Below are 11,651 nucleotides of genomic sequence, written 5' to 3' on the forward strand. Positions count from 1 at the left end.
CGGTGCAACCTCGGGCGACCTGTCCGTTGAGGTCTCCAACAGCTGCGGCACTCACACGCTGAACATTCCGGTATTCATCGAACCGGACCACGGGGTTGAAACCGTACTGGATGACTTCGACGGAAACAGCGCACTGACCTACACCAGCTATACCGGCACGTTTGATACCACCGGCGGTGTTCTGACTTATACCCGCGATGGCGCCAGCCAGTGGGATGTGATTGCTACCACCACCAACGCTCTGCCGGATGTTGCACCCTTCCTGAGCGGCGATAAAGCCTTCGTGATGGACATTAACAACACCGATCCGAGCCTGGTGGGCAAGCAGATCCTGGTTCAGCTGGAAAACACGGCCACCGCCACTCCGGACAATTACCCCACCGGTCGTCACAGCAAGTATGAAGCTTTCGTTGAGCATTCCAACGGCGCCCAGACCCTGCGTTTCCGCCTGGCCGACCGAATCGACGGCGAAACGACCAACACTGATGTCGACTCCGTCATCTTCCTGATTGATCCGGATGCCTTTACGTCCGACACCTATGTGATCGACAACATTGCGATCCTGGGCGTCGGTGGTTCCACCGGTGGTGATGGTGGCAGTGGCGACGAACAGGCCAGCTCTGTTGTGGTCAGCAGCGTCAGCACCGGCACCGAAAGCGCCGGACGCGGTCAGAAGTTTGGCACCGCCACCGTGACCATCGCGGACGATCTGGGCAACCCGGTCAGCGGCGCCACCGTAACCGGTGATTTCTCCGGCACCTGGAGTGAGACCCAGTCCGCTACTACCGACGCCAATGGCGTGGCCAGCTTTATTACCAGCACCACCGCCAGTGGCGGTGTCACGGTCAACTTCTGTGTCAGCGACATCACCGACACAACACTGACCTTCGACAGCGCCAACAGCACCGGCACCTGTCAATAATCCCCGTTAAAGGGTCACACCTACCTGTCCGGTGACTTTAGTCGCCGGACAGGTTTCTCTACCCCCGCTAATCTTCGACAACGGCTATCTCGGGCCCGCCCGAGCCGCCGGACTGCTGCCATAAGGTAGCCCCCAGCGTCCGGGCAATAGCGCGATAACGCTGACTGATCGCCGAGTCCGCGTCATCGGCCACCGTGGGTGTACCGCTGTCAGTGGTTTCCCGAATGGACAGATCCAGAGGCAGCGACCCCAAGAGCCGCGTGTCGTAATCCCGGGCAATGCGCTCACCGCCCCCGGCACCGAAAATGTGTTCTTCGTGACCACAGTTGGAGCAGACATGGACCGCCATGTTCTCCACCACGCCCAACACCGGCACCTTAACCTTGCGGAACATCTCAATGCCTTTCTGGGCATCCAGCAGGGCAATATCCTGAGGAGTGGTGACAATCACCGCACCAGTAACCGGCACTTTCTGAGACAGCGTCAGTTGAATATCCCCGGTGCCCGGCGGCATATCGACAATCAGGTAGTCGACATTGTCCCAACGGGTCTGGGTCAGCAGTTGCTGCAGCGCCCCACTGACCATGGGCCCACGCCAGACCATAGGGGTCTGCTCGGTGACCAGGTAACCCATGGAGATGGACTGAATGCCGTGGGCTTCGATGGGCACCATCATCTGTTTACCGTCAACTTCCACCACCTCGGGCCGGCGCTGGCCCACGCCGAGCATTTTGGGCTGACTGGGGCCGTAGATATCGGCATCGAGAATACCCACCCGGGCGCCTTCGGCGGCCAGAGCCAAGGCGAGATTGACGGCGGTGGTGGATTTGCCCACCCCACCCTTGCCGGAGGCGACGGCGATGATGTTCTTCACCCCGGGGATTTCACCCCCGGTATTGGCGCCGCCCCGGGCGGGAATGGCCCAGTCGATATTGACCGCGACTGAGTCCACGCCGTCAATTGACGACACGGCTTCATTGACTGCCCCCGCCAATTCCTCTGCGACACCCTCGGCGGGGTAGCCCAATGTGAGAGAGATTTCGGCTTCTCCGGCGTCCAGGTGAATTTCGGGGGTCACGCCCAATTCACCCAAAGACAGACCTGTTGTGGGGTCTTTCACGGTTTTTACGGCGTTTTCGATGTTGGTTTGAGTGTTTTCAGACATAAATCCTGGGTTCCATTGAGTGTTGGTGGCCTGCTTGTAGTCCGACCCAGGAGGGGGGAGCCCCATCGGAGACCCGCCGTGAACCCATCCATGGGGGCTTCTCGTCGACATCCATGTCTCCGAGAGTCTCCGAAGGGTTTACCCCGCCTCCGCCCTCAGTGCCAACCTGTGCGCTATTGCCACTTGGCATGCTCCCAAAAAGAATTGCTTTTAGAGGCTATACGAAGCTCGTAATTGCGTAGGGCGGATAAGCCAACGGCGCATCCGCCGCCAAGCCCAAAAAGACACTAAACCAACTGCAGGCCGAACTGCAGTTCCTACGACCGCACTGAGGGCCGATGTCAGGTAGCCCTTTCCAAGACCCTCAACCGAGGGACTCGCGTTGTGGAGCGTACAGGGATGTATTCACAGCGTGTCTTGGAAAGGGCTACCTGATAGCGGCCCGGACGTGATGCATTGATGTCAGTGCTACAAGGTTCATTTAAAGGTTCGATATGGCTCTAGCAAAACGCATCATCCCCTGTCTCGACGTCGATAATGGCCGTGTGGTCAAAGGCGTTCAGTTTGTTGATATCCGTGATGCCGGTGACCCGGTGGAAGTGGCCAAGCGCTACAACGAACAGGGCGCGGATGAGATTACCTTTCTGGATATTACCGCCAGCCACGAAGGGCGGGATACCACCGTGCACACCGTCGAGCGCATGGCCGCCGAGGTGTTCATCCCGCTGACCGTGGGTGGGGGTATTCGCAAGATTGAAGACATCCGGCGCATGCTCAATGCCGGGGCCGACAAGGTGGGCATCAACTCCGCGGCCGTGTCCGATCCGGAGTTTGTCAAAGCGGCGGCGGAGCGCTTTGGGTCGCAGTGTATTGTGGTCGCCATCGACGCCAAGCAGGTCAGCGGTGAGGGCGAGGCGCCCCGGTGGGAGATTTTTACCCACGGCGGTCGCAAGCCTACCGGGATTGATGCGGTTCAGTGGGCGCGCAAGATGGCCGATTACGGTGCGGGAGAAATACTGCTCACCAGTATGGATCGCGACGGTACCAAGAATGGCTTTGATCTGAAACTGACCCGGGCCATCAGCGACGCGGTGTCGATACCGGTCATCGCCTCCGGTGGAGTGGGGAATCTTCAGCACCTGGCGGATGGGGTTCTGGAAGGGGGGGGCGATGCGGTATTGGCGGCCAGTATCTTCCACTTTGGGGAGTACAGCATCCCCGAAGCCAAGGCCTATATGCGCGAACGCGGCATTGAGATGCGCTAGCTCTCAATGCCGCGTTCGCGGTTTGATATCCGTAGGGTGAACGCTGGTCAGGCGGCCCGGTAACTCTCTAAGGCTTCTTTCACCTTGGGCTCGGCGGCGCAGATGAAGTCGATGAATTCGCCGACTCCGATTTCCGCATCCTCCCGGCTGTCGAAAGGGCCTATGTCCACGCCCTCCCGGGTGGTGTAATACCAGTAGCCGTCTTTTTCCAGAAAACGTCCGCTCCGCTTGGGGACGCTGCCGTGTTCTCCTGCTCTGTTCTCGCTCATAATCTTAACCTGCTTGGTTGATCGCTTTTCCCCGGGATCGGGGTGAATTCCCTGATCGAAGTGCGGTGTCTGCGCCGGTAACACCCGCTACGCAACCGCTTCCTGTCTTTATAGAGCAATATTAATTTAATAGCAAATGTTGACTCAGGCGATACGGGCGCCGTTCGGTGACCAGTGGGCTGAGTTTTTCTGTGGCCGCGTCGGGTCCGCCTGCCATCGATTGCGAGCCCACTGGGGGGCGCCAAAGGCTGAGAGGGGGGGCCAGGCAACTGCGTCCGACAATCGACAGGGGGGCCTCGGGCCGCTCCAGAAGCACCGATATGGGTACCAGGTTGACGCCAGCGTCGGCCAACAGGGGAGTGATTTGCTCCAGTACCATCAACGTCTCGGGGTAGGGGTGACCGATGGCAAGGGCGTAGCCACGGGTACGGGCCAGCTCGATGGCCTGTTTGAGCTGGCGCATTACGCTTTCTACCGAACGTTCATGGTCGAGGAAAACATCCCGCTTGAGGGTGGGAATCCGGTAGCGTCGGGCGGTTTCCCAGGCCTGGCTGTCCGCCGTGGTGCGGCTGTCGATAAAGTAATAGCCATGTTCGCCCAAGTACTGCATCAGCCAGCCCATCGGCTCGCTTTCCTGGGTCAGTTGGCTGCCCATGTGGTTGTTGAGGCCGCGGGCTTCAGGGATGCTCCTCAGGTTGTCCTCGAGGGTGCGGATGAAGTCCCTGTGGCTCATGCCTGAGGCCAGCGCTCCGGCATCCAGTGGCAGGTTGCGAATGTTGCTCATGGGGTTGTGCAGCATGATTTCCTTCCCCATTGCCGCCCCCTCGCGGGCCAGTCTTGAGCCGTGGGGTGCGTGCGGCAATACGGCAAAGGTGAAATTGCCGGGCAGGTTCAGGCTGCGCTTTCCCAGAGCGGCGCTGTAGCCGATATCATCAATGATGATCGCCAGTTGCCCGGCCTGACTCAGGGACGCTCCCAGCAGCAGAACGGCGACCAGGGTAAGGCGCAGCAACGGCAGGAGCATCCGGGTTTACTCCGCTCCCGACTCGTGCTCGGGCGCATTGTCGCTGTCGGACAGCGGGGGCAGGCGCTGGGCTAGATTGGCCTTCTGACGCTGCTGAAAAATATGCAGCCCCTTGAGCATATTGATGGCTTCGTGGAGTTGGTTGTCGCCGATATCATCATCGCGGGCCTCTCGCTCGGATTTCCGGGTGCGGGTATTGCTCTCTTCCCCGCCGTTGGCATTGCCCAGGTGGCCGGCGAGATCTGCCTCGGTGGAGCGGACACCGGTGCGCAGGGCGGTGACCCGGGCGCGCTCGACCGTGACGTCGGGCACGATGCCCTGAGCCTGGATGGAGCGACCGTTCGGAGTGTAGTAGAGCGCCGTGGTGAGCTTGACCGCCCGGGTTTCAGAGATGGGAACCACCGTCTGTACCGAGCCTTTGCCGAAGCTGCGGGTCCCCAGGACCACGGCGCGACCGTGATCTTGCAGGGCACCAGCCACAATTTCAGACGCCGAGGCGGAGCCGTCGTTGATCAGTACCACAATAGGCAGGTCTTCGGCCACTTCGCCCTCATTCGCGTAGTAGCGCATATCGCTGTTCTCGGTACGCCCCTCGGTGTAAACCACCAGCCCTTCATTCAGAAAGGCATCGGCGACCTCCACCGACGTCTGCAGCACGCCCCCGGGGTTGTTGCGCAGATCGAGCACAATGCCGCGTATATCGTCGTGCTCCGCGCGCAGGTCTTCCAGCGCGTCAATCATGTCCTGGCCAGTACTGACCTGGAACTGGGCGATTCGAATGTACGCGTAGTGGTCATCTTCAACCCGCACGCGCACACTCCTGACCTTGATGATGTCCCGGGTCAGGGTGACCTCAAAAGGCTGGTCGATGCCCTCCCGCACCACGGTCAACGTCAGGTCGCTGCCTTTGGGGCCGCGCATTTTCTCCACGGCTTCGTTTAGACTCAGGCCTTTGACCGGTTGGTCATCCAGGCGAATGATCAGATCGCCCGGCTCGATGCCGGCCTTCTGGGCGGGGGTGTCATCAATCGGTGCGATCACCTTGACGAAGCCATCTTCCATCCCGACTTCGATCCCGATGCCACCAAACTCACCCGAGGTGTTTTCCTGTAGATCTTCGAAGGACTTTTCATCCAGATAGGCCGAGTGTGGGTCCAGCTCGGCGATCATACCCTTGATCGCGTACTCCAACAGCTCGGCGTCCGACAGCTCCTCCACATAACCATTGCGAATATGGTCGTAGACCCGGGTGAAGGTGCGGAGCTCCTCGAGCGGCAGCAGGCCCTGCTCTTCGGGCGTGGCGGTGTCTGTCACGGACTGGGCCAGCGCCAGCGGTGATAGGGTGGCGAACAGTACCGCCAGGGCAGCCTGTTTGAAATTAGCGTACAGCATCCGGTTCTCCTGACTTGAGGGTCCGGTGTGGATCGGTTCCCGCGAGCGTGGCCGTGGGGATGACAATATGACAATCAGTATGGCGCATAATTCACTATAGCCGGTATCCCGGATGAGGCGATCAAGCCTGCGCCAGCCAGGGCATGGGGTTGGTGGGTTTGCCCCGGTGTCGAATCTCGAAATACAGGCCGGCCTGAATCTGGCCGCCCGTGTTGCCAACGCTGGCAATGGTCTCCCCCGCGCTGACCCACTCGCCGGTCTCTTTGTACAGGCTTTGATTGTGGGCGTACAGGCTCATATAGCCCTCGCCATGGTCCACAATCAACAGGAGTCCGTGGCCCCGGAAGTAATCGGAAAATACCACGCGGCCATGGTGCACGGCCAGTACCGGCTCTCCCTCGCTGGCACCAATGACAATGCCGTTGCGGGTGATCTGACCGTCCAGCTGAGCGCTGCCAAAACGGTGTCGCAGAGACCCCTGGGCCGGCCAGGGGAGGCGACCTTTGCGCTGGCTGAACGGGGTATCGCCACCGGGCAGTTCCAGGTCGGCGACGGCGGCGACCATTTCGTCCAGCAGCGACTGGAGCCGCTCCCGGTCCTTCTGCAGGTCCGCCAGCTCCTGATCGGTGGAGCGGATGCGCTGATTCAGGGCGGCCAGGGTCTGGCGGCGGCTTTCCTGGCGCTCGGCCAGACGTTCGTGTTGTGCTTTCAGTTGGTCCCGGTTGCGGGCCAGCTCAGCCGTTTTCTGGACAATGCGGGGCTCGATGCGATCCAGCTCGGCGAGCGTCTCCAGGTAGCGCTCGATTTTATCGGTGCGTGCTTCCAGCCAGTAATCGTAATAGCGCAACAGGCGCGATACGCGCTGGGGACTCTCCTGGTTGAGCAGCAACTTGATCTGGCTCTGTCGGCCCAGGGCGTAGGCGGCCTGGACCTGTTCGGCAACGGCCTGCTGCTGAGCCTGTCGGGACTGATCCAGCTCGTTGCGCTCCTGCTTCAGGCTCTGCAGGTCGCTGTTCTGTTGCTCAAGGTCGGACTCGATGCGCTCAATTTTTTTGAGCAGCTCGCCAATATCGGATTCCGAGGATTCGAGCTGTTCCTTGAGTTCATCCCGGGAGCCCTGGGTTTTCTTCAGCTCCTGTTGCAACTGCTCAATGGTCTTCTGAAGCTCCTGCATTCGCGCTTCATAGTCTGCCTGGTCATTGGCCTGAGCAGCGCCGCTCAGGATCAGGCACAGGCAGAGCAGGTACTTTCCGAGGCCTTGGACACGCGCAGCGATCATCATGGGGGGGGAACCTTGCCGTCGATGGGGCGACCGGGAGGTCGCCCCATCTGTGGATTACTCGCTCAGGGTGACCAGGTTGCGACCGGTCATTTCCTTGGGTTGGGGTAGGCCCATCAGGTGCAGCATGGTGGGTGCCAGGTCGGCCAGGGAGCCGCCTTCGGCGATGCTGCCTTTGCGCGAGCTGACGTAGATCAGAGGCACCGGCAGGGTGGAGTGCTGGGTGCTGACCTGGCCGGACTCGGGGTCGTACATTTCCTCGACGTTGCCGTGGTCAGCGGTCACCAGCGCTTCGCCTCCCGCTTTCAGAGTGGCGTCGAGCACCCGTCCCAGGCACTCATCCACGGCTTCAACGGATTTGACCGCCGCTTCGAAGATGCCCGAGTGGCCCACCATGTCGCCGTTGGCGTAGTTGCAGATGATGGCGTCGTACTTCCCGGACTCGATGGCTTCGACCAGTTTGTCGGTCACCTCCGGAGCGCTCATTTCGGGCTGCAGGTCGTAGGTGGCCACTTTCGGCGAGGGCACCAGAATGCGATCCTCGCCTTCAAACTCGGACTCGGTGCCGCCGTTGAAGAAGAAGGTCACGTGGGCGTATTTCTCGGTTTCGGCAATGCGCAGCTGGGTTTTGCCCTGCTTGGCCAGGTAGTCGCCAAAGGAGTTCACCAACTCCTGGGGCGGGAAGGCGCAGTTGGCCTTGATGTCCGAGGCGTACTCGGTGGTCATCACGAAGTCGGCCAGCTTGGGCTCGCACTGACGCTTGAAGCCGTCGAAATCGCTTTCGATCAGGGCGCGGGTGATCTGGCGGGCCCGGTCGGGACGGAAGTTCATGAAGATGGCAACATCGCCGTCCTGAATTGTCACCGGCTCCTGGCCGTCACCGGCAATCACGGTCGCCTTGACGAACTCGTCGTTTTCATCACGCTCATAAGCGGCGGCCAGGCCTTCAACGGCGGTCTTGGCGGTAAATTCGCCGGTGCCGCAGGCCATGGCGTTGTAGGCTTTCTCGACCCGATCCCAGTTGTTGTCCCGGTCCATGGCGAAGTAGCGCCCGACAATGCTGGCAACCCGGCCAACGCCCAGCTCGGCGAACTGCTTTTCGGCCTTCTCGAGAGAGGCCTTTGCGCTGCGCGGGGCGGTGTCGCGGCCGTCCAGGAAGGCGTGCAGGTACACTTCCTTGGCGCCGCGTTTGGCGGCGGCGTCCACCATGGCAAAAATGTGGTCTTCGTGACTGTGAACGCCCCCTTCGGACAGCAGGCCGAACACGTGCACGGCCTTGCCGGCGTCTTTTGCTGTGTCGATGGCCGCGGCGTAGGCCGGGTTCTCGGCGAACTCGCCGTCTTCGATTGCTTTATTGATGCGGGTGAAATTCTGGTAGACCACTCGGCCGGCACCAATGGTGGTGTGGCCCACTTCACTGTTGCCCATCTGGCCTTCCGGCAGGCCCACCGCCATCCCGGAGGTGGCGATCAGGCTGTGCGGAGCCTCTTTCCAGAGGCGGTCCAGAACCGGGGTGTTGGCACTGTACACAGCGTTGTGCTCGGTCTTTTCCGAGTAGCCAACGCCATCCAGAACGATCAATACGGTGGGCTTTTTGGCAGCAGTCTGGTTAGCGGTCATAGTTACGGTCACTTCTCTGAGTCGCTGAATGAAGGTCGAATGGAATGGCCATCGCCAGTACCCGGCGGGTCGCTATCGGGTACAAAGGGCCCATTCTAACGCGTTACCCGTGGTAACTCTACGTCAGCCGCTGAGAAAAGGACGTCTGATGGTGTATACTGCGGCGCGCTCCGCCTCGGGTAAACCGTGCGCGGATTCTCCCCGATTCGAGTTGAGGAAGGCGAAGACGTGGAATTTTTTGTATTTGTCAGTCAAGAATGGCTTCTGATCACCACGCTGGCGGTGTTGATGCTGGTGTACGCCATGCGCGAGCGCATCAAGAATGGCAAGCCCATTCCCGCGTTTGAGGTGACCCGCCTGCTCAACAACGAGGAGGCGGTGCTGCTGGATGTGCGCGAGGCGTCGGAGTTCAAAGCCGGCCATATTTCCGGCGCGCTGAACCTGCCCTACAAAAAAGTGACGGCAGAGGCAGAGCAGCTACTGGCGCCGCACCGGGACAAGATCATCGTGGTGGCGGACAAGCTCGGTCAGCACGCGGGGGCGGCCGGCCGCACCCTGGGGCAGAAAGGCTTTGATGTACGCCGTCTGGCCGGCGGTATTACCGAGTGGCAGAACCAGGGTATGCCCCTGGTGAAAGGCTGATCCGCAGGAGGTTAGAATGGCGAAAGTAGTGATGTACACCACGGCGGTATGCCCGTTTTGTGTCAATGCCAAGCACTTGCTGGAAGGTAAAGGGGTGGCATTTGAAGAGATTCGGGTGGACCGGGACCCGTCCCTGCGTAAAAAGATGATGGCTGACAGTGGTCAGCGCACGGTGCCTCAGATCTGGATTGGTGACACCCATGTGGGTGGCTTTACGGACCTGTGGGCATTGGACAAAAGCGGCAAGCTGGATGACATGCTGGGCTGAGCGCTCACCGACAGCGGCCGATTCAGGGCTAATTGATTGAACCAACGGAAACCTAATTATGGCAGATGAAAACACCACTCAGGAAAACGGCGCTGGCGCCACTCAGGAAGCGCCGCGCGGTCTTCAGATCAAGCGGATCTACCTGAAGGATTTGTCCTTTGAAACGCCCATGGGCGTTGAATCCTTCAACCGTGCCTGGAAACCGAAAATTGATCAGGAGCTGAACGTTCAGGTCAACAACCTGGATGAAAACCACTACGAAGTGGTGCTGCTGATGACCATCACCGCCACGATGGATGACAAGGTGGTGTTTCTGGTGGAAGTGAAGCAGGCTGGCCTGTTCGCGATTCAGGGGCTGGAGAAAGCCCAGTTGAGCCAGGTGATCAACACCACCTGCCCCCAGATCCTGTTCCCCTACACGCGCGAAGTGATTGACTCCACGCTGTCCCGCGGCGGTTTCCCGCCCCTGATGCTGCCTCCGATCAACTTCGATGCGGTATTCGCCCAGGCGGTACAGCAGGTTCGCAAGCAGGGCGAGTCCTCGCAGCCGGCTGACGCCTGAGTCAGCCCCTGAGACAGAGTCAGTCCTGAAGCCAGGTGTACACCTCGTTTTCTGAGGGTGCCTGGCCCGGTGTCACCGCATAGTGTTCACCGTGCAGTGAGGTGGCGCCCTCCAGGCGCACCTCGCTGGTTTGAGGGTGAACCTTTTCCACCCTCAGATGAACGCCGCTCTCCAGGCGGTGCGCGCTGTACTGCCGATACTCCCCCGGAATGGGCCGCAGGCTGATCCGGTGCAGAGGCAGTCGGTCCCCCACTTGTAACCCCTGGACGTGTCCGGCATGTAGCAGTGTGGTTGCGCCCGAACGGGGTGGGTCCAGGCGCGCCACCAGAGGCTGGCAGCGAATCACTTCGTTCAGCGCCCGGCCCGCCTCGGCCAACACCGCTTCAATCTTCTGGCCGTAGTCGGTCTCCCAGAACGCCGGGGTCCCGAATCGGGCGCGCTCCGGGCGTCTGGGGTTCCATATTCCCGCCAAACGGTAGCTCCGCGTGTGTAATCGCTGTCCCGTATGGCCATCGTGTAAATTCAGCTGTAGAACAAAATCCCGTTGCCGGGTGTCCCATTCTGGCTTCAGGCGCAGGGTGCTGACGGCGGCGTTGCGGGCGCGGGTCACCAAGCCGGGGTTGAGCGCATCCCCGGGGCGGGCCATGCCCAGGTCATGGAGTGTGCCGCTGAGCACCAGTTGCGTGCCATGCTCCCGGGCCAACTGGCGAATGGGCTGGCCCGAATTGGCGGACGGTTCCGGCAGGCTCTGCCCGATCAGTTGGTACTGAAACAGCTGGTTGCCCCGGGCCAGGTGTTCTCCCAGGCGCTCAGCCAGAGCCTGCTCGGCGCCCGAGAGGCCGCCTGCGTTAGCTTCGGCCCGCTCCCGGCGGGGGAAGGCGGTGATCAGCAATGACTTACGGTACTCCCTTGCTCCGTGGGGGCAGGCCAAGGCGGCGGCCGAGGTTTCCGCCCGGGGGGCGCCGGTGCTCGCTGAAGCCGTGGCCGCCGGGTGCGGGGCGCCTGGGTCCGATCCCGAGACCGGTTCGTACTGTGCGGTATGCTGGCCGTGGGTGCCCTGAGGGTGGCTGCCAAAATGTGGTTGGCTGGGGCCGGCGGTGGCGTCACCCATGAGGGCGGCGGCCATCAGTAGCAGCAGGGCGTTGCGCGCAGGGGCCAGTGGCAATGGTAGTCGGCTGTACTTGGTCACCGGGTCGCTCCGCTGGTGGTCAATACCGGGGAAATGTTTTAGGGTTTCGTAAAA

The 11,651-nt window shown here is 61.0% G+C and carries 12 protein-coding genes; 5 read left to right on the forward strand and 7 right to left on the reverse strand.

Annotated elements, in window-relative coordinates:
* On the forward strand, nt 1-922 hold a 922-nt coding region (locus tag B3520_RS09795), incomplete at its 5' end, for an Ig-like domain-containing protein (protein WP_286875937.1).
* 67 nt (nt 923-989) lie between these two features.
* On the opposite strand, the gene apbC is transcribed toward B3520_RS09795, so the two are convergent.
* Entirely contained in the window at nt 990-2,087 is a 1,098-nt protein-coding gene (gene apbC / locus B3520_RS09800) for an iron-sulfur cluster carrier protein ApbC (RefSeq protein WP_286804240.1), read from the reverse strand.
* A gap of 494 nt (nt 2,088-2,581) precedes the next feature.
* Between apbC and hisF the strand changes: the two genes are divergently transcribed.
* Nucleotides 2,582-3,352, forward strand: coding sequence for an imidazole glycerol phosphate synthase subunit HisF (hisF, locus tag B3520_RS09805; protein WP_286806823.1), 771 nt, complete (start codon nt 2,582-2,584; stop codon nt 3,350-3,352).
* A 47-nt stretch (nt 3,353-3,399) separates the two neighbouring features.
* On the opposite strand, the gene B3520_RS09810 is transcribed toward hisF, so the two are convergent.
* The 5 genes from B3520_RS09810 to gpmI all read right to left on the reverse strand — a co-directional run bounded on the left by B3520_RS09810 (nt 3,400) and on the right by gpmI (nt 8,936).
* Nucleotides 3,400-3,621: a DUF6316 family protein gene (locus B3520_RS09810; RefSeq protein ID WP_036161127.1), complete on the reverse strand. Its 222-nt coding sequence runs from the start codon at nt 3,619-3,621 to the stop codon at nt 3,400-3,402.
* Between the two features lie 121 nt (nt 3,622-3,742).
* Nucleotides 3,743-4,645, reverse strand: coding sequence for a divergent polysaccharide deacetylase family protein (locus tag B3520_RS09815; RefSeq protein WP_024461412.1), 903 nt, complete (start codon nt 4,643-4,645; stop codon nt 3,743-3,745).
* A gap of 6 nt (nt 4,646-4,651) precedes the next feature.
* On the reverse strand, nt 4,652-6,037 hold the full coding sequence (locus B3520_RS09820; RefSeq protein ID WP_024461411.1) for a S41 family peptidase: 1,386 nt from the start codon (nt 6,035-6,037) through the stop codon (nt 4,652-4,654).
* Between the two features lie 121 nt (nt 6,038-6,158).
* Nucleotides 6,159-7,319, reverse strand: coding sequence for a murein hydrolase activator EnvC family protein (locus B3520_RS09825; RefSeq protein WP_286806819.1), 1,161 nt, complete (start codon nt 7,317-7,319; stop codon nt 6,159-6,161).
* Between the two features lie 54 nt (nt 7,320-7,373).
* Nucleotides 7,374-8,936: a 2,3-bisphosphoglycerate-independent phosphoglycerate mutase gene (gene gpmI, locus B3520_RS09830; RefSeq protein ID WP_286875939.1), complete on the reverse strand. Its 1,563-nt coding sequence runs from the start codon at nt 8,934-8,936 to the stop codon at nt 7,374-7,376.
* Between the two features lie 228 nt (nt 8,937-9,164).
* On the opposite strand from gpmI, the gene B3520_RS09835 reads away from it, so the two are divergent.
* The 3 genes from B3520_RS09835 to secB are packed head-to-tail and all read left to right on the forward strand — an operon-like array spanning nt 9,165 to nt 10,408.
* Nucleotides 9,165-9,578, forward strand: a complete 414-nt coding sequence (locus B3520_RS09835) for a rhodanese-like domain-containing protein (protein ID WP_024461408.1) — start codon at nt 9,165-9,167, stop codon at nt 9,576-9,578.
* A gap of 16 nt (nt 9,579-9,594) precedes the next feature.
* Nucleotides 9,595-9,846, forward strand: a complete 252-nt coding sequence (gene grxC, locus B3520_RS09840; RefSeq protein ID WP_286806816.1) for a glutaredoxin 3 — start codon at nt 9,595-9,597, stop codon at nt 9,844-9,846.
* 58 nt (nt 9,847-9,904) lie between these two features.
* On the forward strand, nt 9,905-10,408 hold the full coding sequence (secB, locus tag B3520_RS09845) for a protein-export chaperone SecB (protein ID WP_024461406.1): 504 nt from the start codon (nt 9,905-9,907) through the stop codon (nt 10,406-10,408).
* A 19-nt stretch (nt 10,409-10,427) separates the two neighbouring features.
* On the opposite strand, the gene B3520_RS09850 is transcribed toward secB, so the two are convergent.
* The coding region (locus tag B3520_RS09850) for a flagella assembly protein FlgT middle domain-containing protein (protein WP_286875941.1) at nt 10,428-11,651 on the reverse strand (1,224 nt) is incomplete at its 5' end.

Source organism: Marinimicrobium sp. UBA4509 (genome assembly GCF_002388575.1).
GTDB lineage: Bacteria > Pseudomonadota > Gammaproteobacteria > Pseudomonadales > Cellvibrionaceae > Marinimicrobium > Marinimicrobium koreense.

What these genes read in the sequence shown, in the direction of transcription:
- apbC (WP_286804240.1), bottom strand. Translation starts at nt 2,087, where the DNA reads ATGTCTGAAAACACTCAAACCAACATCGAAAACGCCGTAAAAACCGTG.
- hisF (WP_286806823.1), top strand. Translation starts at nt 2,582, where the DNA reads ATGGCTCTAGCAAAACGCATCATCCCCTGTCTCGACGTCGATAATGGC.
- B3520_RS09810 (WP_036161127.1), bottom strand. Translation starts at nt 3,621, where the DNA reads ATGAGCGAGAACAGAGCAGGAGAACACGGCAGCGTCCCCAAGCGGAGC.
- B3520_RS09815 (WP_024461412.1), bottom strand. Translation starts at nt 4,645, where the DNA reads ATGCTCCTGCCGTTGCTGCGCCTTACCCTGGTCGCCGTTCTGCTGCTG.
- B3520_RS09820 (WP_024461411.1), bottom strand. Translation starts at nt 6,037, where the DNA reads ATGCTGTACGCTAATTTCAAACAGGCTGCCCTGGCGGTACTGTTCGCC.
- B3520_RS09825 (WP_286806819.1), bottom strand. Translation starts at nt 7,319, where the DNA reads ATGATGATCGCTGCGCGTGTCCAAGGCCTCGGAAAGTACCTGCTCTGC.
- gpmI (WP_286875939.1), bottom strand. Translation starts at nt 8,936, where the DNA reads ATGACCGCTAACCAGACTGCTGCCAAAAAGCCCACCGTATTGATCGTT.
- grxC (WP_286806816.1), top strand. Translation starts at nt 9,595, where the DNA reads ATGGCGAAAGTAGTGATGTACACCACGGCGGTATGCCCGTTTTGTGTC.
- secB (WP_024461406.1), top strand. Translation starts at nt 9,905, where the DNA reads ATGGCAGATGAAAACACCACTCAGGAAAACGGCGCTGGCGCCACTCAG.